This is a genomic window from Arthrospira sp. PCC 9901 (assembly GCF_059013425.1).
This window is the reverse complement of record NZ_CP102296.1, coordinates 4568273-4591352: the sequence shown is the minus strand read 5'-3', so window position 1 is coordinate 4591352 and position 23080 is coordinate 4568273. Positions and strand designations below refer to the sequence as shown.

Here is a 23080-nt window from a genome sequence, read left to right as displayed (position 1 = left end):
TTGACAAATATTCACCTTTGGTTTACTTTACCGAAATCGGTTAAGTGTGGCAAATATATGATTTTGAAGATGGATGGGGTAATCGAATTAGAAGAAGGTAAAATCTTCTATATCTATGGTAGTCGCTTCCACTCCATTTAAGAAGGCTAAAACCTCTCCGGTGTCGGCGATAAGGATTTGAGAGCCGGTGTCAATTTGAGCGATCGCTAATTGTCGAGGATCTAGAGCTGCCGTGATCCAGATTTGGTCAACACCCACTTCAAAATCAGCGATCGTATCTTGTCCGTAAGCGATCGCAAAAGTATCACGACCTGCACCCCCAATCAGAATATCATTACCCTTATCACCACTCAGGAAATCATCTCCATCCCCTCCAATTAGCGTATCATTTCCCTGACCGCCATAGAGAGTATCGGATTCTAAACCTCCTACCAGCAAATCATTTCCGAGATTGCCAAACAGGAGATTATTACCCGCAATTCCTAACAGAGTATCATTGTCTTGACCTCCATAAATCGTATCATTACCCTGATTTCCTTGTAGGTAATCAGCTCCTTGATTTCCGAAGATTAAATCATTACCATCTCCTCCGTGGATAGTATCATTTCCTTGACCCCCATAAATCGTATTATTACCAAATCCTCCCAGGATTAAATCATCTCCCTCGCCGCCGAAGATTAAATCATCTCCCTCGCCGCCATCAATAGTATCATTTCCGATGTCTCCCCAAATTACATCATTTCCTTCTCTTCCAAACAGGAAATCATCACCTTGACCGCCATATAAAGTATCATTTCCCGGTCCTCCCAAGATGAAGTCATTATCTTCACCTCCCAACAACAGATTATTACCAAATCCTCCTTCTAAATTATCGTTTCCTCCCATTCCAAAAATAGTGTCATTTCCACCCCTTCCATATATCCATTCCGCCATTGAGGTACCCACTTTTAATTCGTCCGCTTCCGTTCCTTCTAGGGTCTCCTCGGTCACATTAATTAAGCGGATTGAATCAATATTCAAACTGGGAATATTTACCAATGGGATATTAATACTACCACTGATTTCTAATGGTTGTATTAGTCTTGGTGTCACCACTGGAGTTAATTCCGACTCTGCTTGAGAGTTGCTTTCTGGAGTAGTTTCCGGTACAGCAACAGGTCCAGCAATAGGAGTCCCTCCCGCTTGCGGTTGCGGTTGTGGTTGCGGTTGTGGTTGCGGTTGTGGTTGCGGTTGTGGTTGCGGAGCAGGTTCAACCCCCACTTCCGGTTCGGGAGTCGGTTCGACTTCCGGTTCAGGAGTCGGTTCCGGTTCGACTTCCGGTTCGGGTTCGACTTCCGGTTCGGGTTCCACCTCCGGTTCGGGTTCCACCTCCGGTTCGGGTTCCACCTCCGGTTCGGGTTCCACCTCCGGTTCGGGTTCGACTTCCGGTTCGGGTTCCACCTCCGGTTCGGGTTCCACCTCCGGTTCGGGTTCGACTTCCGGTTCCGGTTCGACTTCCGGTTCAGGTTCGACTTCCGGTTCAGGTTCGACTTCCGGTTCAGGTTCGACTTCCGGTTCAGGAGTCGGTTCCGGTTCAGGAGTCGGTTCCGGTTCCACTTCCGGTTCCGGTTCAGGAGTTGGTTCCGGTTCGACTTCCGGTTCAGGAGTCGGTTCCGGTTCAGGAGTCGGTTCGACTTCCGGTTCAGGAGTCGGTTCCGGTTCAGGAGTCGGTTCGACTTCCGGTTCAGGTTCCACCTCCGGTTCCGGTTCGACTTCCGGTTCCGGTTCAGGAGTCGGTTCGACTTCCGGTTCAGGAGTCGGTTCGACTTCCGGTTCAGGAGTCGGTTCGACTTCCGGTTCAGGTTCCACCTCCGGTTCCGGTTCGACTTCCGGTTCAGGTTCCACCTCCGGTTCAGGAGTCGGTTCCGGTTCAGGAGTCGGTTCGACTTCCGGTTCAGGAGTCGGTTCGACTTCCGGTTCAGGAGTCGGTTCGACTTCCGGTTCAGGAGTCGGTTCCGGTTCAGGAGTCGGTTCCGGTTCAGGAGTCGGTTCCGGTTCGACTTCCGGTTCAGGTTCCGGTTCGACTTCCGGTTCGGGTTCCACCTCCGGTTCAGGAGTCGGCTCCGGTTCAGGAGTCGGTTCCGGTTCAGGAGTCGGTTCCGGTTCAGGAGTCGGTTCCGGTTCGACTTCCGGTTCAGGTTCCGGTTCGACTTCCGGTTCGGGTTCCACCTCCGGTTCAGGAGTCGGTTCCGGTTCGACTTCCGGTTCAGGTTCCGGTTCGACTTCCGGTTCGGGTTCCACCTCCGGTTCAGGAGTCGGCTCCGGTTCAGGAGTCGGTTCCGGTTCAGGAGTCGGTTCCGGTTCAGGAGTCGGTTCCGGTTCGACTTCCGGTTCAGGTTCCGGTTCGACTTCCGGTTCGGGTTCCACCTCCGGTTCAGGAGTCGGTTCCGGTTCAGGAGTCGGTTCGACTTCCGGTTCAGGAGTCGGTTCAGGTTCGACTTCCGGTTCCGGTTCGACTTCCGGTTCAGGAGTCGGTTCCGGTTCAGGAGTCGGTTCCGGTTCGACTTCCGGTTCAGGTTCCGGTTCGACTTCCGGTTCGGGTTCCACCTCCGGTTCAGGAGTCGGTTCCGGTTCAGGAGTCGGTTCGACTTCCGGTTCAGGAGTCGGTTCAGGTTCGACTTCCGGTTCCGGTTCGACTTCCGGTTCAGGAGTCGGTTCCGGTTCAGGAGTCGGTTCCGGTTCAGGTTCGACTTCCGGTTCAGGAGTCGGTTCCGGTTCCACCTCCGGTTCGGGAGTCGGTTCGGGAGTCGGTTCGGGAGTCGGTTCGGGTTCCGGTTCAGTTATGGTTGAAAATTCATAAGCGCCAATATCAAATTCAAGAGTTCCATTTCCATCACCATCAATAGGACGAGGTTCGCCGCGTTGGTCGGTGGATGTTTCCGCATTGACACCACCATCGATCGCCGGACTTCCTTCTAATAACGGATAGAAATAGGTTTCGTTTTGATGTTGCAGGGGACCCAATAGAGGATCGGCGATCGCGATCGTAGCAGTCGCGTTATAATCATTAGCAAGGTTCGTGAGTTTTTCCAGCCATTGAATGTTACCGCCGCCATCAACTAATTCGCGGTTCGTGTGTTGTTGAATCCCCCAATTATTCGTACCGTTATCAGCAGTATTTTTGTAGAAAATCGTATTTCGGACCGTAACCGTTTGGTCAGCAGAGGCGACGATACCGCCACCCACCCATCCGGCGTAGTTTTCCGCAATGGTAGTGTTGATGATATCAGCAGGACCATATAAAGCCATCGCACCACCATTTCCTGAAGTCGTCAAAGATTCGGCGCGGTTTCCCGAAAAGGTCGTATTAGTGATGACAGTCGGCGCATTCATCATCCAAATTCCACCCCCCTGATTGGCGGCGGTGTTGTTAACAAATGCTGTATTTATGACTTCAAATCCTTGATTTAAGCCGTTGTTCATCTGAACGATCGCACCACCATTTCCGCCATTTCCACCGGGAAGCGGGAGAATTTCATTATCCTTAAAAACGCTGGATTCAACGATGACGTTATCTTGGGTTCCCGTGTATAGGTAAGCCGCACCACCTTCGCCGCGTCCGCTATTTCCTTCAAATAAACTATTCCTAATGGTAATCGTTCCCGATGTATCATTACTTGATGTACTGGCGCGATCGGTGTAAATTGCGCCACCATATCCCCTTAAAGAAGGGTTATCATTTCCGGTGTCGTAAAAGGCGGCGGTAGTGCTATTATTAATAAACCGGGAATTTTCCACAGTTAACCGACCATTTAGGCTGTTAATCGCCGCGCCATTAATGCCTTCATTTCCGATAAAGTCGCTATTGGTGACGATAATTTCATTGGGTCCCCAAAAGGCGATCGCACCCGCACCTCTTTCGTCATTCCCGGCGATCGCTTTATTCCGATTGAAATCACTTTCATTAACCGTCAATCTTCCCTCAAAGGCGCTAAAAATTGCCCCGCCACCCTGGTCAGCCACATTGTCGTTAAAGGTGACATTTTCGACTGTTAAAATCCCTTGGTGTGTGGTCGCAATACCCCCACCTCTTTCGGGAGTATATCCGTTGGCGATCGTCAGATTTTGAATGGTTAAACTCGTGGGATTCGCTGAGGTTGAATTTAGATAAAATACTCGAGAAATGTTATTCCCACTGATAGTTAAATTGGTATTATTACCCCCGTCAATAATCAGGTTTTTACCCACCGGAATTTCTAGCTGTCCTCCCGTCAGGGTGATAGTATTTCCCCCCGTGAGTTCCGCTGCAAATGTAATGGTATCTCCCGATGCTGCATTGGCGATCGCTTCCCTTAATGAACCTTCACCCGCATCATTATTATTAGTAACAATTAAACTGGGTTCATCCATGGTAGGAATCATCTCATAAGCACCTACATCAAACTCCGCTGTCCCGCTATTATCTCCATCCACCGGACGAGTTTCTCCCCGCTGGTCTGTGGTAATTGTATTAACAGTAATTCCGCCATCAATCGCTGGACTTCCAGGTAAAATAGGATGAATTAATACCCCATTAATTTCCTGTAAATCTCCCAGTAGTGGATCGGCTAATGTAACGTTACTGGTAATTAAAGTATCGTTAGGGTTCAATTCATTCGATTGAATGTTACCACCGCCATCATTATATGTAGTTCCTGTGTGATGGTTTATATTCCAATCATTGCCGCGATTATTCCCCACATTATAGGCGGAAATTGTGTTAGTTAAAGTCACATTATCCCCACCACCCCAAAACCCACCGCCTTGACCACCTGCGTAATTATTAGCAATAGTAGTATTGGTAATATTGGTGGGATTAGTACCATTGGCGAAGGTGATTCCACCCCCCAAGCCATCACTTCCATCCGCTGATTCCGCGCGATTTCCAGAAATAGTAGTATTGGTAATTGTCACTGGAGATGTTTCTCCAATCCACAACCCACCACCTTGACTTTGGGAACGATTATTAGCAAAGGTTGTATTGTTAATAGTTAACTCTGCATTACCATGTCGCAGTCCGCCGCCTAAAGCCTGTCCGCGACTACTTTCCACAACTTCATTATTAAGAATTTGGCTATTTTCGATGATTACACGGTCAGGGGGATAAGCATATAAGAACAGTCCGCCACCCTGTCCAGAACCTTTATTTCCCTCAATTAAACTATTGCTAATCCGAATTTCTCCCCCCACAGGTCCGGGTCCGAAATTCTCTGCTGACGCATTCGCACCATCAGTAAAAATTGCACCACCATAACCCGATGGATCACCCCCTAAATCTCCAGGGGTTGAGTCATTATTCCGAAAAGTTGAACCCTCAACAGTTAAGTCTCCTAACAGGTGATTAATTGCGCCGCCATTAATGCCTTTATTGTTGGTAAATGTGCTGTCAATCACTGTCAGAGTTCCGGCGCTTTTCGTGGCGATCGCACCCCCTCCCCGTTCGCTTCCTCCAGCGGTTCCATCATTGCCGTCAAATTGGCTATTAATGATGGTTGTATTACTTCTAAATCCCGTTAAAATACCCCCCGCAAACTCAGCGCGATTATTGTTGACTTGGCTATTTTCTAAGGTTAAAGATGTTCGACTCGCCATGCGGATACCTCCACCCGCGCCATCTTCTCCTTCTCCTGTGGCTAGACCGTCCGCAATAATTAGATTTTTTAAGGTGACTGATGGAGGGATAAAATCAGGACTTATTTGGATGTCAATAACCCTAGTATTTCCGCCACCGCTTAGGGTTAATCCTGACGCAGACTCTCCGTCAACGGTGATGCTTTTGTTAATGACTAATTCTTGACTAAGATTAATGGTTTGACTTGACAAACTGCTATCGAATGTGATAGTATAACCGTCACTGGCATTAGCGATCGCCTCCCGTAAAGAACCAGGTCCAGAATCGTTGTTATTGGTGACGGTAATAGTGCCGAAAGTTCCCCGATAAGAAGCGATCGCTTTTTCCGTCAACGGTAAACTTAACTCGACCGTCGCGGTAGAATATTCCAAATGCCAATAGCCAGCACCGACAATTTCCCCAGAGGCGGCGACTGTTGCTCCGGTAATTTCTGCTAACTGATTGATAAAATTGGTTCCGGTTTCGGCGGCGACCCGACAACCATAAACGAACAAAGTAGCCGTTTCTGATAAAGCCTTTCGCCAACCGTGAAGGCGATCGCTTTTCAGGGTATCGCTGTTAACCACCCCACTCCCCAAATATAAACAGCCTGGACTGCCATGGGACAAAATATGAACCTGGGCAATTTTTGCACCCAGGCTGCTATAATGAGATAACACAGCCCCAATCTGTGCTATCCCATCTTGATGGCGATCGAGAATGATCGCTTCTAAGCCATTTCTCACCCCATCAGCCAAAATTTCGGGATGTTCTAGGTCTGCGTCAATAAAAACTAACCTTTTCGCCGTCTGTAAAGCACCAGTTGCAGATAAGGCTACATTTCGAGACATTGCCATCATAATTCATAATCCATAAAGGTGTAATGGTAGATTCAACCCTGGATTAATGAATTCAGGTTTAATTTGCCAATTCCATTAGTAAAAGAATTGGCACTTCCTTTCAGCCACCAGGAGGAAGTACCAACCCCGTTGACTCACCGCCCAACCTAAAAGAGCGTTAATTGGAATCCTTAATTGAGTTTTAAGGTGTTTCCTGTTGAGTCCTATTCTATAAATAACAGATTTTGATTTAAATCGCCTCAGTATTTTTACTGAACTTTTGAGCGCAATTTGGAGGCTGAGTCCGAGTCAAATCTGGTAATTTACGGTTGTATCAACTTAACAAAAGCCATAGTATATCTGTCAAATAATACCAGGATTATGGGCGATTTTTGCGCCCAGAAAAAGTCACAACAAAACCGTAGCACGGTGATTATAGCTACGGTTTGGAGAAGTTGGAGAAGTAGTTATACCAGGTTAAAGTCGGTGAGATTAACCGTGGCTATCAACTGGGTACTTAGTTGCGATGAAGAACATTCATTAAGCGCAAAATAAAGATAAACAGGTTGATGTAGGTGAGGTACATGGACAAAGCGGCGGGAATAGGCTGGTCATCACGATAAGTGCGGGGAAGAATATAAAAATCTACCACCGCAGCCCCAGCGAATAGGAAGACACCGAGTCCAGAAATACCAATTTCTAGCCAAGTGGGGGTAAAAACGCCGAAAAACGACAAAATCAACTGGCCAAAAACAGCGACCAGTAGGGCAATAATACCAATTCTGATGGTTTGAGTAAGGGCGATACCATCAGAGTCGGACAGGTTAGACCCAATTTGACGGGCGGCGATAAAAGTGACACCGCAACCGAGAGCAGCAAAACCAATACCAGTAATACCAACACCTTGAGTTCCCAAGGCGACAAATAACAAGCCACTGAGGGTATATCCGGTGATGAGGCTATAGGTTGCTAACAGGGGGAGGGCCACCTGGTTATTATCGTTAGCGAGAACGCTACTAGCGATAAAAAATAGGGCTAACTGAGCAATCAAAGCCACCCAGAAGGTGGTCATGAAGATGCCCGGGTTGGTGCTGATGATATTCAGACCGGCGAAGGAACCAACAGCAGTGAGAAGCAAACCACCTCCCACAAAGGGGAGGGCATTGGCAATGACGTTAGGGCCTACAAGGGCTTGGCCTTTGGCTTGAGCCATTGCTTGCCGAAAATTACTGGTATTTGCCATAGCAACTCCTAAAAGTTTTGCATTTATCTAGTTTTAGCAAGAAAACCCGCATCATCAGGCAATTGACGACGGGGTGAATGGGGACCCAACACTAAGAATATTGTAATATAAACTACCAGAAAACCAAGTGCCATATAAGATTAGACAAGGGTTGGGAAGCACAGCTTATGCCTGATGAAACCTACCTAAAATCCTGTTCAAACTGTTGTCGGGTAATGGGTTGAGGGATTTCTAAGCCTTCTCCGCCGAGGACTTCTAAGGGTAAGCCATTGACGGAAATCCGTACTGGTGCGAGGGGGTCGAGACTGGTGGCGGTGTAAACTACTTGCCCTAAACGGCCAATCATGGAGGCACTACCGCCGCCTGTGGTGAATTCGGTCGATAGGTCGATCGCGATCGCCCCAGCTTCGGTGGCGGTCACATTTAGTAGTTGAGTACCTGGGGGAATTTCGCTATATTGGTTGGCTTCCTGGGGGCCTGAGAGTAGGCGATCGAAGGCGGCAGCTAGGACGGTATCGGGTTGGGAAGCACTGACGCTGAGGGTGACGGGGTTGGGAACCCAGACAAGTTGGTTATCAGCTTCATCGACCCAGTAAATATTCACGGTTTTTTCGATCGCATCGGTTGTTTCTGGGGGTTCAGGAGATATGATCTGTGGGGGTTGGTCAGTGTCAAAACTCACCCGCCACCAAGTCACGCCAGCGGCGATCGCGGCAAGGAATAGCGCTACCCCAGCAATCATAGCAATATTTTGATGGCGATCGGGTTGTGGCTCTTTCATGACTTCTATCGACAACTGTATTTTTGAGTTTAACTGGCGATCGGGGGTTCTGGCAAATTAATTTGATCGTCGTGGGGATTGAGGCTCTCAAGCCCACCCCACACCCACGGTTACCAGCGATCGATTTCACCAGCTACCAGTGATGAACCGGGGGGCGATCGCTGCCCATTTTTTAATCTTGATCTAAAGTCGGGGTTAGATTTGCTAGAAATTCAAACAATGGGAAACTGAAGCCAAGCGACTGGTTGAAGGCATCGAAGAAACCGAAGCCGAGGAGGATATTATTACCGGGGAATGATATATTCGGCATTTTCCAGGGTGGGAATTTCTCTAGTGATGCCGGAGGGTTGTGGCAGTCGATTAATGGCGATGAGTAGTAATGTGAAAACGGCTACAGTTAAGAAAAAAATATCATTCCATTTTTCGGTATGATGAAAACGACGGCCACAGGCGGAACAAAACTGCTGCTGGGGGTGGTCTGGATGGGCGGTAATGTGGCATTTAGGTCGGCCGTAGTGATCCATTGGGCAGGTCATAATCTTCTCCTTACAAAACGATTATAATTGACATTCGGGGAATGTCTCAAGACCAGCAATTCCCCCTAATGCGATCGAGAGTTAAGCCGGATTAACCAGAGCGCAACATTATCAATTGTTGAGATCACAAAGAGTGGTGAAGTTTCCGTATCGACGATCTGGTAGGGGACGTAAATCAAGTTCAGCGTGGACAGAGATAGGAATAAAACTGCTGTGATTGTCAAATTCATGTTACAGAACCTCCCGAAGGTTGCAAGTGCTTTTAAAGTAGTTATCTTTGACACACCCGACTTTTATGCAGATCGGAAGGAAAAACTTAGGTAGAGTCTCTTCCTGTGGTTGTTGTCGCTTCCCACTTTCCCTACCAAATTCCTCACTCCCTGCATAAAAACTGAAAGTCCTGACCACCACATTGATAGGACCTAAAAAAATGAATAACAGCGATTCTGTACATTTTTCCTATTGGTTTAGTTCATATCATTTAAAGGCGGTAAATTTTCCACAATTTTTACCGTCTCTAAACTCACCCGGACTACCCGTTTCACTAGATACAAGTTTATGAAATAAAGGGTTGGATATGAGAGTCCATTCAAGCCGCCCAATCCCGACAAAGGGTTTGAGCTTGAGTGATGACGGTTTCAATCGCTTTAGGTTGTTTGTCGGGCGGGTAGCCGTGCTTTCGCAACAATCGTTTGACAGTAGCTCGCATTTTGGCACGCACGGTTTCCCTTTCCGTCCAGTCAATCGTCACACTTTGGCGAATTGCGGTTACGAGTTCGCGAGCAATTTTCTTGAGGGTAGCATCGCCGAGTAGTTTTACTGCACTATCATTGACCTCCAGCGCGTCATAAAAAGCCAGTTCGTCTTCAGTCAAGCCTAGTTGTTCTCCCCGTTGGTGAGCCTCACGGATTTGCTGACCTAGGGCAATCAGTTCCTGGAGAACTTGAGTCGATTCAATCGAACGGTTTTGGTAGCGCTTGATGGTGTTCTCGAGCATTTCCGAGAACTGCCGAGACTGCACCACATTCCGGCGCGATCGCGACCGAATCTCATCATTGAGCAGTTTCCTCAAAATCTCTAGGGCCAAGTTCTTCTGAGGGAGGCCGCGCACTTCTTCTAAAAACTGGTCCGAGAGGATGGAAATTTCGGGTTTGTCCAGTCCACCCGTGGCAAAAATATCGATAACCTGGTCAGAGGCGATCGCACGGGTGACGATTTGCCGCACTGCCGCATCCAGTTCGGCTTTGGTCTTGCTCCCTTCGACGGTATGTTTAGCGAGGGTGGCTTTAATCGCTTGGAAAAAGCCCAAGTCTTCTCGCAGAGCGATCGCCTCATCCTCAGAAGAACATAACGCGAAGGCTTTGGACAGTTCGGTAACCGCTTGAATGTAACGCTGGATGCCGTTCTCCCCTGCAAACTCCGGACGCAAAATCCAGTCGGTGGCGTTGTGCAAAAGGGTGAGCCGTTGCGGTGGGGTGCTCGGTCTGAAAACCAGAATAATCGAAGCCGTGAAACATTGCCCCCACGATTTCGTATTTTTCCAGCATGACGGCAACCGCTTGTTCGATGGGGATGCCTGTTTCTGTCCGATCGCCTTCGGTGTAATCTTTGAGTGCGTTTTTACAATTTGGGAGAGGCGATCGCCTCTGAGGTCTTGCCGGATTTGTCGAATAAGTGTCGGCACCGACAGTTTGGGAGAGGCGATTCTCCTTAAGTAGACGCTTCGCGATCGCCTAAAAGCCGGTGCGTACTGGTGGATCCGGGTAGGGTATGGGTCAAAGGAGGCGATCGCGTTTTTTTGTTTGCTCTGCCAGGGTTCCAGGATTTGAGAGGGACTTATCTCGGTTTGCTTTTAAGCACTTTTTTGTTTACTCTGCCAGGGTTCCAGGATTTGAAAGAGACTTATCTCGGTTTGCTTTTAAGCACTTTTTTGTTTGCTCTGCCAGGGTTCCAGGATTTGAGAGGGACTTATCTCGGTTTGCTTTTAAGCACTTTTATGCCCAATAAGGGACATAGCGAGCATAGCGGGTAGAAGTTGATTCGGATTCGTCTGTCTTGATCAAGCCGTCTTCTTTGGTAGCTTTTATAATCTGAGAAACCATTACTACCTTTGACTCGCTTAGACGAAACCGCTCCCGTAGGGTTTGATTCGACATTCGTTGATTGCTGACATACAGCAGACAGCAATGCTGGTAGCAGGCTCGAATTCGGTCTATTTTGCTCATATCGGCAAAATTCTGATGGGCAAACAGCACTGCTGTAGTGCGCGTGTCACCTACTCGAAAATCTGGTGCGGGTAGTTGAAATACCTCTGCTGCCTTTACCACTTTGTCAATACCACTACCTTTTTCCTCACAGATGCCGAAACGTCGCATTATATCGGCGAGTTGTTCGTTCCGGGAACGATATTCATCAATAAATCGCTCTACTTTAATGGATGGGATGCCTGGATTAGATATCTCAATGCGATCGCTGTACATCTCGATCATCACTGAAGTACCTGTTACTAGAAAATCCTGATGCACCAAAGCATTAGCAATAAGTTCTCGTAAAGCCTGTTTTGGAAACATCTTTACTTCTTCTCGCACAACTTCTTCGATAAAGCGATTTTGCGGTGCTGCTGAGTGGACAAAATCTACTAATTTGTCAAAGCCAACGGCATATCCTCGGTTGTCTGTTGTGTCATCACGAGTTTGCAGCTTATTAATCCCTTCATATATAACAACACGGGGTGCTTTACGAGCCAATGCAGGGGAAAAGGCATCCAGTTTTTTTGCCAAAAGTATGGCAGCTAGGTTTGTGATTGTCCAACCCTGTACTGTTTGTTTGATTAAATATTGGCTCTGCAATCTTTCAAGGACGGCATCACGGCTAGTCGGATAGGGAATTTCTAGCAGTTCAAAGTAGGTTTGGGTATCTAACAGAGCAATTACATCGTCAGGGCTTGCGTTACATTGAGCGGGTTGGGAAAACCACTCCTGTTTGTCTTCAGCAAAAATGCTCTTGAGTACATCTGGTGTCATCGGCACCAAATCTTCTCCCGCTCTCATTAGGTAGGTTCCATTAAAGGCTAATGGTTGCCCGACGGGACGGGTTGGCACCTCAAACACCAGCACTCGTCCATCAGGATGCTGCAATTCTGTCGCGTCTACACGAAATTTGAGTTGCTCAACTATATATGCCTTAATCTTGTTTAACTCCCTTGCTGTTGACCAAGCTAGGGAACCTACTACTTTGCGAGGCAGTTTATCGGTAACGCCCAAAACAATATAACCACCTCTTTCATTGGCCAGCGCTACACAATATTTCAGCAGTTTAGTCGTATCATACTGTTCTTTGGCTTCTTTAAATTCAAGACGTTCTGTCTCTGTGGGTACAAGCAGCCATTTTTCAAGGGTTTCCAGGGTAATGATTCCGCATTTACCTCCAAATCATCGGCGATTAAAGAATTGTTGCGGTCGATTTCTCCACGGGGCAACTTCGGCACAGCCCAATAAGACCAGCGATAGGGTTCGTCCAGAATAAACTCATAAGACTTGCCCACTAACTCGGCTTCCATTGCCCGTTCCTGTTCTAAGTCATCCAGATACTTAAGAAACAACACCCAAGAAGTTTGCTCCGTGTAATCGAGTTCAGTGGTACAACCGGCCTCTTTCCAGAGGAAATCATTAATATTTTCAAAAGTCTGCTCAAACATTCAATCTTTACAATTACTTATAGTGGTTCGGCTAGATATCAGCCGGTTTGGGTCGTAACGCACCTAATCTTTAAAATAAGCCGGACATCAAATCAGCCCCTCCCTCCCCCATCTGCCGCAACTGCAACTCAATCAGCTTTATCGCCATCTGTGAAGGGGTTGCGCGTCCCTTCTCCCAGTGGTTGATGGTCTGAAAGGAAACACCGAGGTAAGCGGCGAACTTCTCCATCAGAGAGGTTCAGTCGGTTACGCAATGCCCGAAGGAGTTATTAGGTCTGCAAAGTCGGTGGACTCCTTATTATTACAATAACCTCAACAAGCAATCTAACATTCTGAATATTTCCTTAAATTTCTGAATGTCTTGTTGGTGCAGCATTTCAGTCCATTCAGTCCCGTGCAACTCAGACAAGCGGCCTCGCTGAGATTGTCCAGGGATTGCAGGAGGGGGGTCGCAATAGGCACTCCAGCTTTTATCATGGGGCTGGGGTGAAGCGGCAAAGGGTGACCGTTTGGGGGCGTGATTTCTTCGAGGCGATCGCCTCTAAAACTTGGGTGATAGCTCTGCATCAATGCCTTCCCACATTTGTGAAAGGGGCATAATCTTTCCTGTCAAGGCTTCCCGTAAGCCCTACCGAATACCTTCTATGGCGATTTCCGTAGGGGTTTCATCCGGGTCTTCCTCGCCTTCTTCAATCATCAAGACGATGACGCGGACTCGCTGAGGCTTGGTCACTTCCAGAGAGCGATCGAGGGTTAGTTCTCCATTCTCGTTAATTGTGGCTGTGGTTTCAATTGCTTTCATGGTGCGTGATAGAGTTGTTGAATTGGGAGTGATTTCAAGCTATTTTAAGTTTAGTCTAGGGATTGACTTCAAGCAGCCTCCTCAGTCATCTTTGGGATGTTGGCGGTCAGTTCGCCGGTGAAGGCTTTCTGCACAGACTCGGCTTGTAATGCTCTGAGCCATGTGGCTGATTTTTTGCTTCAAAATACTCCTCTAGGTTGACCTGACAAACTTTCGCATACAAAACCACCGGATCGATATCTGCCCCATTGTCCCAACAGATAGTACCCAAGTCTGGATTAACGGTGACTGTAGCAAAATAAGCTGGATCGCTCAGGGGTGCAAAGATGCCGGTAAATTCAATGATTTCTGTGATGTTTATTACCCCATGAACCTCATCTTCAAATTTTAGATAAAGTTCATATCCTTCTAGCGGTTTGGCCTCAATTATATCTTTTAACATGATTATTCTAAGGGTTCGATGTTGTTAAGTTCTGCATTTTGTCTGGCTAGTTCCCAGTTATCCATCAGTTCAGATTGATACAGGGCCGCCCATTCAATCACCAGTCCTAATGCTCTGGGTTTGAGTTGTCCTTCTAGCAGGGTTAGGGTCTCGATAGTAATTAGGGCTTTTTGTTGACCATAACGCACATGAAAGTGTGGTGGGGCATGGTCGTTATAGTACATCGTAATCACCATACCAAAAAAGCGGCTAATCTCTGGCATCACGTCACCTCCTCAAAATATCAAAATCAACCTAGCCTTTTGATGCCTCAAGCCATTTGAGGAAGCGGTTGATAGTGAAGTTGCAGCACTTGATTGGCCCTTAACATTTCTAAAGCGTAGGTTTTACCCTGAAGGTCTACGAATTCCACCTCAAATACATCGGGTTCGTAAACTTCAATAATCGTACCCACTTGACCTTGATGAAGGTTGAAGTCAGGTAAATTTTCGGTTAAGGCTACCACATCTAAAAGTTTTATCATGGCTGCACTGAAAATCAACTCCAGAATCGCTGCATCATTTCTCACCCTACCTGTAAAATTTGCGGTTGGGGCAAAGGTCGATTCTCGGCTTGATAACTTTCAATCAGCAGTTCCAGAACCTCCTGAGCATTTTTGAGGGCTTCTTTGTAGGTTTCTCCATCGGTAAAATAGCGTTGAATTTCTGTAGCAAATTCTGGCAATTCTACCAGATAAGCTGCATCTACTTCAGACCAAACAAGATTAACCCGATACTTAAATTGACTCATCATCCTGCTCCCTCCGTAACTGATTTACCCACTCCTGAGCATCCTGCCCATTTAACAAATTGGGAGCAATGCCACGCAGTTCTTGCCAGCTTCGTTTAGGGTTGTGTTGGGTTAACGTCCGCCGCTTCAGTTGTTCTGTGGCATGGCTAATCACCTCTAACTGTTCCTCGATTGTAAGCTGCTCAATTTCCTGCAACACCTGCTCTAGCAACGGACTCATAACCCTAACCTCCTCAAAATTTCCCGAATCACTGCTTCTAGTTTCCTACTTTCCTCAAACGGTGCATCCAACTGCTTTATCAATTCTTTCCTTTTTTTATCATTGATGAATAATGAGAGTATTTCGGCTAATTTCAATATAACTGTGCCGTTCCCAAAGCTCTATAATTTGGCCTACATTTTGTTGAAATAAATTTTCTAGGTCATCATTTTTAATATTCCCCGTAGAAACCAGCAAAAGTTTATAAGGCTCAGTTTTGAGCAAAAAAGATTCTACAAAATCAGCATATTTCGTAATCAAAACCCTCTTTTCTTGCCTTGACACAGCATTCAGAGCAGAGTCAGGGGTAGCATTCTCTTGGGGTAAATCTCTCGGGTGAATGGCATCATAACCCGCATTTTGGAGGAACCGAGCCAGCCGCAGGGGAAGTTGGGCATCGACTAGAAATTTCATAAGACCAGGGTATAAACCCGCTTAACTTGACTTAACCGGGCTGCAAATAGCAGCACCGATAAAATATCAGCTTCTTCCAAATCTTCATAATCCGCCAAAATCTCCCCATGAGTCATACCGGAACTCAGCAGTTCTAGCAAAAATTCCACTGGATAGCGCAACCCTCGGATACAGGGTTTGCCATGACAGATTTCTGGATTAATCGTGATTCGTTCTAACAAAGAATTATCCATAATAAATCGTTCCTCTACTGTTTTCTAGTGTATCAACACCGCTACATCCCGTCAATCAATTTTACACGCTCCGAAGCAGCCAACATTTCCACTTCTACCCTGCGGTGATAATCCTGCACACTGAGCGAGGTTCAGCGGCGATCGTCATAGCCCCTACCTCCAAAGATTTACTTAAACATTCAGCCGGAGCTTTTGGGGTTGAATCTCGGTGATGTTATTAAATCCCCCTTCATATTCCGCCACGACAGCTTGCGTTTCTCTATCAAACTGCAATAAAATATTAATTAAATGCCTAACATTCATTGGCTAATTAAACCTCTAATTGACTAATAACAATAATCTTTAATTCTGTTATCCGCCTTAGTTGCAGGTCGTTAGTTAAAAATGCCTCACAGCCAGCATCTAATGCCGTGGCAATTTGCAGCGAATCTGGTAATTGAAGATTGTATCTTGCCCGTAACTGATACATTTACGCGACATTTATCCGGCTATTGCCTGACAATGCGACGATAGCACTATTACCCGTTAAGGTAACAGAGGCGGTATCCCGCAAAGCTTTTAGAAAGATTCCCAAAGCACCGTTCCAGTCCCGTGGTAGAGTGAACCCACACTCCGGACATCGGAACACTTTTGAGCCACCTAGCTGGGAATGCACATGACCACAGTGAGTACAGGTTTTGCTGGTGTATTCTTCCGTCACATCTACAACTGTGGTTCCAGTTATCTCGGCTTGATGTCTCAGGGTTAGTTTGAATCGATAATGCGCCCATGTCAGCATGGCGCGGGCAGTCTTAGACCTGATTAGACGCTTCACCTTGGCAACCATATCGGAAGTCTCGAAGGTGGGCAAAAAAATTAGGCTGTAGTTGTGAGTCAAGTAGTGAGCAATTTGTTTGTGGGCTTCATCCACTAAATTCCGGATTTTAGTTCTCATTCGTTGAGCCGCTTGCCTCATCCGTCGCCTCCTTGAACGACAGGTTTCCTTGGCGATTCGGCTCATCAAATCATCCAAATGTTGACATAACCGAGTGATGCGTCCTATATCTCCGGAGCCCAATTCCAGAAATCGTGAACCATCAAACCCGGTCATAAAAGTTCGGACGCCCGGGTCTAATGCAATCACGCCAGTAGCGTCAGTTGGGGTAACGGCAACTGGTTCAGGAAACACCGCAAACCACCGCCCCTTGGCAAAGACTAATTGAGTCCCTTGCCCGCAAGTTTTAGGGATGGGTTCGGAAACCATGAAAGTTAATCCTTTCGTTAGTCTTGGATACCAACTCCCTGAAGAGAAATTAGTATTATTGAACTTAATCCCTTGAGAGCTGTCACGACAACTTCTAAACCTGGCATCAGGACTGGCGGTCAAAGCCTGATAGGCATCAAAGATGGCATTTTGCCGAATGTGGCAGGGTGTTTCTTTGACCCATTCGGGTAAGTCACTCTGCATCACTTCGTTGCGTAATTTCAGTTTGCTTAGTCGTTTACCACTCCTAGATAATGCAATTGCTTGGTTGTAGCAATACCGACAAGCAGCCAGCCATTTACGCCAGACTTGATTTAGCTCCGGGCTGGGGTAAATCCGGATCTTCTTTGACCTGAGTTTGGTATTTACTCCGTCCGTATAATCGGGAACTGAAGCAGTGGAGGATGGCGAGGATGTCCTCAACCATTTCTGGTTCTGGACTGAGACTTGTCTCGTTGAGAACCATGAGTGAGCACCTGTTTTGCTCACAGAGCCATCGAAACCAGTCAAATCCCCATATTGCCAATCGGTCTGGGTGGGCAACGACAACCATGCGGACATCTCCTGACAAGACTTGTCCCAGTAAGGCCAGCATTTTCTTTCCCTTTCCCTTGAAGTTGAGCCCGCCTCCGATTTCTGAGACGACTTCTGCTTCGGGGTAGAGGTTGGACAGTGCGGCCACCTGTCGGTTGAGGTCGGACTGCTGGGCGCGGCTACTAACTCTGGCATAGATAACGACTTTGCGTTTGTCACTGCCTGATATGGAATCAGAATATGACTCAACGTTGTATCGTCGTTGCCCAGCGGGGGTTCTGATGGTGTCGATTGAGCCATTGTCGTCCCATCTGCGGAGTGTTCTTTCATGGACTCCAAGGATTTGGGCGGCTTCCTTGGGTTTGACATATCTGGCAATAGGTTTATCCTCAACTCTTCTCGCTTATTAGACCCTATTGCCCTAAAATATTAACCTAATTTGAGATTAAATCATGCTCCCCTGCCAGTTGTCCCATCGATTGACCAATTTCTACAAATTGAATGTTCTCTGTGTTCGTTAGCAGCTCTCTAAACTCTCTTTGTCCCTTCACATCTCCCGTTCTGTAGGGGACTACCAGACATTCTGCCAGGGTGATAGGCCCCACAACACCCACCAATCCTGCATTCTCAATCCGGTCAAAAATCATCCTGACAAGCGGCCAGAAATCAGGATTTTCCTCCACAAAATACACAACAGGCGATGTATCTAAAAACAGCCGCGATACCCCAGAAAGCGCCTCATCAATCCTCATAATTCGCCTCTGAGGACTCGTTCCCGATGCTCATCCCCTTCTCGACGAGTTCGCGTCACCCATTCCTGAGCATCCTCGCCAAAAAATGGGTGCTTTACCATCCCGCGAAATTCACTAAGTTTCCGTTTAGGGCTGGTCTGGTGTGGCTGAGATTTCAGACTCTGTGCTACACCGCTAATCAGTTCTAACCGTTCTTCATAGGACAACTGCTCAACTTGCTGCAATAGGTTTTGTAGCAATGGACTCATAGCCCTAACCTCCTCAAATTTTCCCGAATCGCTGCTTCTAGTTTGGCACTTTCCTCAAACTGTGCGTACAACTTCTTCGTCAACCGTTCCATCTTCTCCTCAAACAGCTCATCATCCTCTTCCAGTTCCTCCGCCCCCACATAGCGCCCTGGGGTCAGCACATAACCATGAGAGCTAATTTCCTCCAGAGTGGCACTCTTACAAAATCCCGGCACGTCTTCATAATCATCTGCCTCCGGTTCCCCACGCCATGCCTGATAGGTTCCAGCAATCCGGGCGAGTTCCTCATCGGTCAAATCCCGGTGGGTCCGGTCAATCAACACCCCCAACTTCCGAGCATCAATAAATAGAGTTTGGCCCTTACGGTTCCGGCAAGATTTGTGTCCGACAGTGGGTTTGCCCGACTTATCCCGCGCCACAAACCACAGACAAGCAGGAATCTGGGTGGTGTAGAACAACTGCCCCGGTAAAGCAATCATGCAATCCACCAAATCGGAAGCGATTAGCGCCTTGCGGATCTCCCCTTCACCGGACTGGTTGGAACTCATGGAACCATTCGCCAACACGAACCCAGCAATCCCATTCGGTGCGAGATGGTGAATGATGTGCTGAATCCAAGCATAGTTGGCGTTTCCCTTTGGGGGTGTCCCGTACTGCCAGCGCACGTCTTCTGCCAGCTTCTCGTTCCACCAATCGCTGATGTTAAATGGAGGATTTGCCAGGATGTAATCTGCCTTCAAGTCTTTGTGTAAATCGTTGGTGAAACTATCTGCTTGTCTATCCCCGATGTTGCCATCTATCCCGCGAATGGCTAGATTCATCAAGCACAGTCGCCGCGTCGTTGGGTTCGATTCCTGTCCGTAAACGGCAATATCACCTTTACGTCCGCCGTGCGCTTCCACGAATTTCTCGGACTGCACGAACATTCCACCGGAACCACAGCAAGGGTCATAGATTCGTCCCTTGTACGGCTGAATCATCTCAACCAACAGCTTGACCACTGACTGCGGCGTGTAAAACTCACCGCCACCCTTACCTTCCTTCTCGGCAAATTGTCCCAGAAAATATTCGTAAACTCGCCCCAAAATATCCTTTGAGCGGTTCTCAGCGTCGCCCAATCCGATGGTACTAATCAGGTCGATGAGTTCCCCTAGGCGTTGCTTATCCAGGTCGGGGCGGTTGTAGTTACTCGGTAAAACGCCCTTGAGTCGAGGGTTTTCTTTCTCGATCGCCAGCATCGCCTCATCAATGCGCTTGCCGATATCCGGTTGCTTGGCGCTGGCTTGAATTGTTGACCATCGCGCTTCCTGCGGCACCCAGAACATATTTTCCCCAACATATTCATCGCGGTCTTCGGGGTCGGTGTAGTCTGTTTCTTGCCTTGCTGCCAGGTCATCGTAGCGTTCTTGGAAGGCATCAGAGATGTACTTGAGGAAAATCAGCCCCAAGGTGACGTGCTTGTATTCAGCAGCATCCATGTGACCGCGCATTTTATCGGCAGCAGCCCACAGCGTTTGTTCAAAACCGAGATTGGCTCCGTTTCCGTTTTGCTTGGAGGTGGATTGGGTTTTCTTGGACTTTGGCATTCAGGGATGGAACTCTATAGAAAATGGACAATATCGATTTTTTTTAACTCAATCTAGGCGATCGCACTCAAAGAAAGCACCTACTCTGAAAAATAAGCCGGACATCAAATCCGCCCCTCGCTCTCTCATCTGCCCCAACTGCAACTCAATCAGGGTCATTGCCATCGGGGAGGGGGTGGCCCGTCCCTTCTCCCAGCGGTTGATGGTCTGGAAGGACACACGCAGATAAGCATAGTTATCATATATGGTATCTGTTTTGTCAGCTTTCTGGTAGGGTATTGGATACCTCTGGTTACCTCTGGATTAGGTTTTGCCCTGAGGGCAATCATCCTCAAAAAACCGGTACTCAGAAACTGGAAGCATAACCACTATATTTAGACCACGAGGGAATAGAATTTTGGGGTTTTTCCCCCGCGCCATAAACCGTTTTTATGATTTTTTTAAACACAATTTTTGTGGGGATTTTCGCCCTACTCTTGGCATTAAATACCTCTGTTTTCCGGGTTTTCGATAGTCGGTAAACCCAGCATTATACAGCACCGCATACCTCTGATAATATCAGAGAATCTCTCAATTTTCAACTCCCAGATCGCGGTAGACCAGGCGATCGCAGCAGTAGCGCTGCAGCGCGGGGAAACTGCACCAGAAACACCCAAATCACCGCTTTAGTTCCTACCCAAAATTGGGGCTATACCCTATCGGCGCGCCCGAAATTTTGGTTTTACTTAACGGCATCTAAAGATTCATCCTGGTCGGCGGAATTTGAACTACAAGACCATCGGAAAAACCGCCTGGCTGAATTTAGCTTAACTGTCAACCCCGGACTGATAGCAGTCACTCTCCCGGAAGATATTTATTTGGAGGAAACGGAAACTAACTACTATTGGCGTTTGTCAATTATTTGCGAACCGAGCGATCGCACTGGGGATTTAGTCGTCAGGGGTCAGGTTTTAAAACGGGAACTTGACCAGGATTTACATGGGGTTAAAGTTTAGTCGCAAATCCACAATAAGAATTGGGGTTATATTGATGATACTCTTTTAAAGCGGCTTCGCAGTCGTCTTGAGTCTCAAACCACTTGCTATAGACTTGGTAGGAATTATGGCTCGATAGGTTGCTATAGTTGGCTGACCAGAAAAAATCAGCCTGGGTGTAGCCGTCCTCCAACAGAGAATGACGCTTATTTTCCGCTTGGTGGGGACTATAAAAGGCAGAATCCCCAATAAAATAAAATGATAGGGGTAGTTGATAGGTTTCGGCGATCGCTTCCGATTCCTTGGGTTCTGACTGCGAATGCCAAAATATGGTCAATCCTAAACCGGCGAGAATCCCTAAGATCACACCTACTATAGCCGGGATTTGCCAATCGGGTCGCCGTTGGGGTGGCTTCGGTGAGGTGGCTTTGGGAAAAATGACTGTCGAAGGGGGAACAGAAATTTCCGTCGATGCTATGGGATGGGATAATCCTTCTAAGGCGGTCAGCATTTCTTGAGCATCAGAAAAGCGATCGCTAGGGTGAAAGCGAGTGGCGCGATCTAAAATATCCGCAAATTCTGGGTTCACCGTTGGGACTAAGTGCCGCCATTGAATTTGCGCCGTGTTTTCATCGATGGCTAACTCCTGGGGGGTTTTCCCCGTTAACATATAAATAGCAGTTACTCCCAGACTGAACAAATCACTGGCAAAAAACGGGTGTCCCGTCGCCTGTTCAGAGGCCATAAATCCCGGTGTACCAATGACCATCGACGGGGTGGGATTACCGCGAGAGTTTAACACAGTCCCCATAATCTCTTTAACCGCGCCAAAGTCAATCAAAACTGGTTTGTAGTGGGGAGGTTGCAGGATGATATTGTCTGGCTTGATGTCTCGGTGAATTAGACCATGGCTGTGGATGGTGTGGAGGACTGGTAGCAGGTTTAACAAAAGATCCCGGACTTGGGTTTCCGACATCGACCCCTGTTGCTTTATGCGACTGGTCAGAATTTCTCCTTCTATCCACTCCTGGACTAAGTAAAACTGGCCGTCTTCTTCTAAATAAGCATACAGGCTAGGAATGCGATCGCTAATTTCTCCTAATTTTTCTAAGACTGTCGCCTCGCGCCTAAAACGTTCCGTGATGATATGATGAACGTTCGGGTCATCAGCTTTCGGTTTTAAGCGTTTGATGGCACAACGGCGGCGAGAGGGCATTTGGTTGTCCTCCGCCAAAAAGGTTTCGCCAAAGCCACCGCTGGCGATCGCCAATAGGATCTCGTAACGGTTATTCAGGATGACAGTAGGGTTGGGTGGGGAGTCTAATGGATTTAACATAGTCGGGACCGGGTAAAGTTGAACGAGGAAACGCACCGATTGCATTAATTTCACTTTATGGGTATAATGGCTTTAGCACAGATGCCAAGGTGCAACTTTACTCAGCATCACAGGGTTTTTCCTCAAACCAACTGGCTGGCTGCGATCGTGCTGATTCTCTAAACGTGACAGCTTGTAGTTCGTCATATTCCCGGATCTGCCGATCATATCTTGTCTTAGCTAAGGCGTTCTGCTACTATGGGTAGCTAAATTAGGTTTTTCCCGTTCAACTCACTATTTCGCGTGGGTCAGCACCCCCGGCTGAAGCACGGGGGCTTCGTGCCCCCCTTTCAGGTAGCTGACCAGCTATAGCCTTAACTGGCTCCGTTCAGAGCAAGAGTTAAAGTTCCTACCCTGGAATGCGTGCTAGTTCCAGGCCCTAGAACCGAATCGTTAAACATCTCTAAGGGGTTAAGGACGTGCGATTTGGATAGTACCGACTCTGAACATTGGCGTTCGCGCAGCGTGCGCGTTAGCGCAAGCGCAAACATTACCCCGCAAGGGAGTCGGAGCCAACCATAGCTCCATGGAGGGGCAACCATACCCCTCCACCCCGCAAAGGGGTGCTGGCGGCTAAAGCCGCTTGAGTCGGTTTTCCTCTCCGTGATCAATCACGGAGCTTCCAACCCTCCCAGGAGTTTTACGTGGAAAAAAAAGTTAGACATTTTTTGGAAAGTATGCTATTGTACATAATCAGGAGGTCT

25 protein-coding genes are annotated in these 23080 nt (G+C 47.6%); 1 reads left to right on the top strand and 24 read right to left on the bottom strand.

What is annotated here, in order from left to right; genetic code table 11:
* Positions 1–87: 87 nt before the first annotated feature.
* From NLZ44_RS20330 to NLZ44_RS20220, 23 genes are all read right to left on the bottom strand, one after another.
* Entirely contained in the window at positions 88–6489 is a 6402-nt protein-coding gene (locus NLZ44_RS20330; RefSeq protein WP_493750952.1) for a DUF4347 domain-containing protein, read from the bottom strand.
* 496 nt (positions 6490–6985) lie between these two features.
* Positions 6986–7711 (bottom strand): Bax inhibitor-1/YccA family protein, encoded by a 726-nt coding sequence (locus tag NLZ44_RS20325; RefSeq protein WP_493750951.1) that lies wholly within the window; start codon positions 7709–7711, stop codon positions 6986–6988.
* A 181-nt stretch (positions 7712–7892) separates the two neighbouring features.
* On the bottom strand, positions 7893–8492 hold the full coding sequence (locus tag NLZ44_RS20320; protein WP_493750950.1) for a GerMN domain-containing protein: 600 nt from the start codon (positions 8490–8492) through the stop codon (positions 7893–7895).
* A gap of 284 nt (positions 8493–8776) precedes the next feature.
* The gene (locus NLZ44_RS20315; protein ID WP_006670412.1) at positions 8777–9028 is read right to left on the bottom strand and encodes a hypothetical protein; all 252 of its coding nucleotides are present in this window, start codon (positions 9026–9028) and stop codon (positions 8777–8779) included.
* A 589-nt stretch (positions 9029–9617) separates the two neighbouring features.
* Positions 9618–10481 (bottom strand): DUF3387 domain-containing protein, encoded by an 864-nt coding sequence (locus NLZ44_RS20310; protein WP_493750949.1) that lies wholly within the window; start codon positions 10479–10481, stop codon positions 9618–9620.
* Positions 10482–11022: 541 nt separating this feature from the next.
* Entirely contained in the window at positions 11023–12339 is a 1317-nt protein-coding gene (locus NLZ44_RS20305) for an ATP-binding protein (protein WP_321201303.1), read from the bottom strand.
* Positions 12336–12725 (bottom strand): type I restriction-modification system subunit M N-terminal domain-containing protein, encoded by a 390-nt coding sequence (locus NLZ44_RS20300; protein WP_008050832.1) that lies wholly within the window; start codon positions 12723–12725, stop codon positions 12336–12338. Before NLZ44_RS20300 ends, NLZ44_RS20305 begins: the two co-directional genes overlap by 4 nt.
* A gap of 70 nt (positions 12726–12795) precedes the next feature.
* Positions 12796–12954 (bottom strand): helix-turn-helix domain-containing protein, encoded by a 159-nt coding sequence (locus NLZ44_RS20295; protein WP_493750948.1) that lies wholly within the window; start codon positions 12952–12954, stop codon positions 12796–12798.
* Positions 12955–13353: 399 nt separating this feature from the next.
* Positions 13354–13527 (bottom strand): type II toxin-antitoxin system RelN family antitoxin, encoded by a 174-nt coding sequence (locus NLZ44_RS20290; RefSeq protein ID WP_008050830.1) that lies wholly within the window; start codon positions 13525–13527, stop codon positions 13354–13356.
* Between the two features lie 106 nt (positions 13528–13633).
* A complete protein-coding gene (locus NLZ44_RS20285) occupies positions 13634–13969 on the bottom strand; it encodes a DUF2442 domain-containing protein (protein WP_008050828.1) in 336 nt (111 codons plus the stop codon).
* Positions 13970–13971: 2 nt separating this feature from the next.
* A complete protein-coding gene (locus NLZ44_RS20280) occupies positions 13972–14232 on the bottom strand; it encodes a DUF4160 domain-containing protein (RefSeq protein WP_008050826.1) in 261 nt (86 codons plus the stop codon).
* A 47-nt stretch (positions 14233–14279) separates the two neighbouring features.
* The gene (locus NLZ44_RS20275; protein WP_493750947.1) at positions 14280–14492 is read right to left on the bottom strand and encodes a DUF4926 domain-containing protein; all 213 of its coding nucleotides are present in this window, start codon (positions 14490–14492) and stop codon (positions 14280–14282) included.
* Positions 14493–14533: 41 nt separating this feature from the next.
* A complete protein-coding gene (locus NLZ44_RS20270) occupies positions 14534–14758 on the bottom strand; it encodes a type II toxin-antitoxin system HicB family antitoxin (RefSeq protein WP_008050818.1) in 225 nt (74 codons plus the stop codon).
* Positions 14745–14978, bottom strand: a complete 234-nt coding sequence (locus NLZ44_RS20265; protein ID WP_008050817.1) for a hypothetical protein — start codon at positions 14976–14978, stop codon at positions 14745–14747. Before NLZ44_RS20265 ends, NLZ44_RS20270 begins: the two co-directional genes overlap by 14 nt.
* 99 nt (positions 14979–15077) lie before the next feature.
* Positions 15078–15431: a DUF5615 family PIN-like protein gene (locus NLZ44_RS20260; protein WP_008050816.1), complete on the bottom strand. Its 354-nt coding sequence runs from the start codon at positions 15429–15431 to the stop codon at positions 15078–15080.
* Positions 15428–15664: a DUF433 domain-containing protein gene (locus NLZ44_RS20255; protein WP_006625650.1), complete on the bottom strand. Its 237-nt coding sequence runs from the start codon at positions 15662–15664 to the stop codon at positions 15428–15430. Before NLZ44_RS20255 ends, NLZ44_RS20260 begins: the two co-directional genes overlap by 4 nt.
* Before the next feature lie 171 nt (positions 15665–15835).
* Complete coding sequence (locus NLZ44_RS20250) at positions 15836–15967, bottom strand: hypothetical protein (protein WP_006670405.1); 132 nt, start codon at positions 15965–15967, stop codon at positions 15836–15838.
* A 7-nt stretch (positions 15968–15974) separates the two neighbouring features.
* Positions 15975–16133, bottom strand: coding sequence for a type II toxin-antitoxin system VapC family toxin (locus tag NLZ44_RS20245; protein WP_006625651.1), 159 nt, complete (start codon positions 16131–16133; stop codon positions 15975–15977).
* Positions 16134–17243, bottom strand: a complete 1110-nt coding sequence (locus NLZ44_RS20240; RefSeq protein WP_493753038.1) for an RNA-guided endonuclease InsQ/TnpB family protein — start codon at positions 17241–17243, stop codon at positions 16134–16136.
* On the bottom strand, positions 17206–17820 hold the full coding sequence (locus tag NLZ44_RS20235) for an IS607 family transposase (RefSeq protein ID WP_493753037.1): 615 nt from the start codon (positions 17818–17820) through the stop codon (positions 17206–17208). The genes NLZ44_RS20240 and NLZ44_RS20235 overlap by 38 nt, the downstream gene beginning before the upstream one ends.
* Positions 17821–17875: 55 nt before the next feature.
* Positions 17876–18193, bottom strand: coding sequence for a type II toxin-antitoxin system VapC family toxin (locus NLZ44_RS20230; protein ID WP_006625653.1), 318 nt, complete (start codon positions 18191–18193; stop codon positions 17876–17878).
* Positions 18190–18441, bottom strand: coding sequence for a hypothetical protein (locus NLZ44_RS20225; RefSeq protein ID WP_006625654.1), 252 nt, complete (start codon positions 18439–18441; stop codon positions 18190–18192). Before NLZ44_RS20225 ends, NLZ44_RS20230 begins: the two co-directional genes overlap by 4 nt.
* On the bottom strand, positions 18438–20027 hold the full coding sequence (locus tag NLZ44_RS20220) for a class I SAM-dependent DNA methyltransferase (protein WP_493750946.1): 1590 nt from the start codon (positions 20025–20027) through the stop codon (positions 18438–18440). Before NLZ44_RS20220 ends, NLZ44_RS20225 begins: the two co-directional genes overlap by 4 nt.
* Positions 20028–20584: 557 nt before the next feature.
* Here NLZ44_RS20220 and NLZ44_RS20215 point away from each other — a divergent pair.
* Positions 20585–21022, top strand: coding sequence for a DUF928 domain-containing protein (locus tag NLZ44_RS20215; protein ID WP_493753036.1), 438 nt, complete (start codon positions 20585–20587; stop codon positions 21020–21022).
* Here NLZ44_RS20215 and NLZ44_RS20210 read toward each other — a convergent pair.
* Positions 21012–22337: a protein kinase domain-containing protein gene (locus NLZ44_RS20210; protein WP_493750945.1), complete on the bottom strand. Its 1326-nt coding sequence runs from the start codon at positions 22335–22337 to the stop codon at positions 21012–21014. The two genes, NLZ44_RS20215 and NLZ44_RS20210, sit on opposite strands and share 11 nt — an antisense overlap.
* Between the last annotated feature and the right edge of the window lie 743 nt (positions 22338–23080).

What these genes read in the sequence shown, in the direction of transcription:
- NLZ44_RS20210 (WP_493750945.1), bottom strand. Translation starts at nt 22,337, where the DNA reads ATGTTAAATCCATTAGACTCCCCACCCAACCCTACTGTCATCCTGAAT.
- NLZ44_RS20315 (WP_006670412.1), bottom strand. Translation starts at nt 9,028, where the DNA reads ATGACCTGCCCAATGGATCACTACGGCCGACCTAAATGCCACATTACC.
- NLZ44_RS20245 (WP_006625651.1), bottom strand. Translation starts at nt 16,133, where the DNA reads ATGTATCAGTTACGGGCAAGATACAATCTTCAATTACCAGATTCGCTG.
- NLZ44_RS20325 (WP_493750951.1), bottom strand. Translation starts at nt 7,711, where the DNA reads ATGGCAAATACCAGTAATTTTCGGCAAGCAATGGCTCAAGCCAAAGGC.
- NLZ44_RS20225 (WP_006625654.1), bottom strand. Translation starts at nt 18,441, where the DNA reads ATGAGTCCATTGCTACAAAACCTATTGCAGCAAGTTGAGCAGTTGTCC.
- NLZ44_RS20285 (WP_008050828.1), bottom strand. Translation starts at nt 13,969, where the DNA reads ATGTTAAAAGATATAATTGAGGCCAAACCGCTAGAAGGATATGAACTT.
- NLZ44_RS20275 (WP_493750947.1), bottom strand. Translation starts at nt 14,492, where the DNA reads ATGATAAAACTTTTAGATGTGGTAGCCTTAACCGAAAATTTACCTGAC.
- NLZ44_RS20220 (WP_493750946.1), bottom strand. Translation starts at nt 20,027, where the DNA reads ATGCCAAAGTCCAAGAAAACCCAATCCACCTCCAAGCAAAACGGAAAC.
- NLZ44_RS20260 (WP_008050816.1), bottom strand. Translation starts at nt 15,431, where the DNA reads ATGAAATTTCTAGTCGATGCCCAACTTCCCCTGCGGCTGGCTCGGTTC.
- NLZ44_RS20320 (WP_493750950.1), bottom strand. Translation starts at nt 8,492, where the DNA reads ATGAAAGAGCCACAACCCGATCGCCATCAAAATATTGCTATGATTGCT.
- NLZ44_RS20295 (WP_493750948.1), bottom strand. Translation starts at nt 12,954, where the DNA reads ATGGAGAAGTTCGCCGCTTACCTCGGTGTTTCCTTTCAGACCATCAAC.
- NLZ44_RS20330 (WP_493750952.1), bottom strand. Translation starts at nt 6,489, where the DNA reads ATGATGGCAATGTCTCGAAATGTAGCCTTATCTGCAACTGGTGCTTTA.
- NLZ44_RS20255 (WP_006625650.1), bottom strand. Translation starts at nt 15,664, where the DNA reads ATGGATAATTCTTTGTTAGAACGAATCACGATTAATCCAGAAATCTGT.
- NLZ44_RS20230 (WP_006625653.1), bottom strand. Translation starts at nt 18,193, where the DNA reads ATGAGGATTGATGAGGCGCTTTCTGGGGTATCGCGGCTGTTTTTAGAT.
- NLZ44_RS20265 (WP_008050817.1), bottom strand. Translation starts at nt 14,978, where the DNA reads ATGAGTCCGTTGCTAGAGCAGGTGTTGCAGGAAATTGAGCAGCTTACA.
- NLZ44_RS20290 (WP_008050830.1), bottom strand. Translation starts at nt 13,527, where the DNA reads ATGAAAGCAATTGAAACCACAGCCACAATTAACGAGAATGGAGAACTA.
- NLZ44_RS20250 (WP_006670405.1), bottom strand. Translation starts at nt 15,967, where the DNA reads ATGAATGTTAGGCATTTAATTAATATTTTATTGCAGTTTGATAGAGAA.
- NLZ44_RS20270 (WP_008050818.1), bottom strand. Translation starts at nt 14,758, where the DNA reads ATGAGTCAATTTAAGTATCGGGTTAATCTTGTTTGGTCTGAAGTAGAT.
- NLZ44_RS20300 (WP_008050832.1), bottom strand. Translation starts at nt 12,725, where the DNA reads ATGTTTGAGCAGACTTTTGAAAATATTAATGATTTCCTCTGGAAAGAG.
- NLZ44_RS20280 (WP_008050826.1), bottom strand. Translation starts at nt 14,232, where the DNA reads ATGCCAGAGATTAGCCGCTTTTTTGGTATGGTGATTACGATGTACTAT.